Source organism: Vibrio sp. 1457 (genome assembly GCF_033340195.1).
In the GTDB taxonomy this organism is placed as follows: domain Bacteria; phylum Pseudomonadota; class Gammaproteobacteria; order Enterobacterales; family Vibrionaceae; genus Vibrio; species Vibrio alginolyticus.
This window is the reverse complement of record NZ_JAWOWA010000126.1, coordinates 1-1,104: the sequence shown is the minus strand read 5'-3', so window position 1 is coordinate 1,104 and position 1,104 is coordinate 1. Positions and strand designations below refer to the sequence as shown.

The following is a 1,104-nucleotide window of genomic DNA, read 5'->3' as shown; positions in this document are numbered from 1 at the left end:
TGTTGATCCACATCCGGCTGCCGTTGAGCGCAATAAAGGTCAGGATGATGTACTCCAGAGACATGGCGTAAACGCCCTGAAGTGCAAAAATAACGACGCTAATCACGTTAATAATCACCCACAACAGCCAGTTTTCCACATACTTACGCGTCATCAGAATCATTGCCACGATAGATAACACCATCATGCATGAATCCCAGAACGGGAAAGCGTCCGGTTGCAGTTCAGGCATCACAACCTGTAATCCTAATGCTTGCATGATCATGACTGCCACGCGGGTCAAAAATGCAAACACCGGATTGATAAATACCGTCATCAGACCAATCGAAACAACGCAAACCGCCAACCAGCTGAGTGCCTTCGGCAATGGCAACCAGCGAATTTTCAACTCCGCCTCGTTCTGACTGGTTTGTCGCGACCACGCATACCAACCGTAAATATTCGCGGCAAAGAAAAACACCTGTAATAGCAGGCTGGCATACAGCTGAATCTGAAAGAAAATAATGCCAAACAAGGTGACGTTGATCAGGCCAAAGAAGTAGTTGCTGATCTTCTCCAGACTGGCAAGGCCAATACACAGCAACCCGGCGATCGTGCCTACCGCTTCGATCCATGAGAGATCATAACCGCCTGCCCCTATTGGTATATGTACCAGGATATTCTGCACACTAAAAAAATCCATCTTTCCCCCAAAGCGTAACGTGACGCCTTATTATTAGTTATCCACGTAGTGTAGCCGCAAAATCCAGCATACGATTGAGCGGCACCAGCGCCCTCTCTCGCAGCCTTACATCAACATGAACCTCGTGATTGCTTCCTTCCTGTTCTAATGCCTCTGCGATGGCCTGAAGGCCATTCATGGCCATCCACGGACAATGCGCGCAGCTGCGGCAGGTTGCACCCTCACCTGCGGTTGGTGCTTCCAGTAACTCTTTATCTGGCACCGCCTGCTGCATTTTGTAGAAAATACCCCGATCGGTTGCCACAATAAGCCTCTGATGTGGCAATGTTTTCGCAGCAGCGATCAGTTGACTGGTGGAACCGACCGCATCCGCCATATCGACAATAGCTTGTGGTGATTCTGGATGCACCAGTATGGCAGCA

General features: G+C 49.5%; 2 protein-coding genes. Both read right to left on the bottom strand.

Features of this window, described 5'->3' with window-relative positions:
* The coding region (pnuC, locus tag R7Z41_RS24240) for a nicotinamide riboside transporter PnuC (protein WP_318141670.1) at window positions 1–682 on the bottom strand (682 nt) is incomplete at its 3' end.
* 37 nt (window positions 683–719) lie between these two features.
* Window positions 720–1,104 (bottom strand): quinolinate synthase NadA (gene nadA / locus R7Z41_RS24235; protein ID WP_318141669.1); only part of this gene is annotated, 385 nt, incomplete at its 5' end.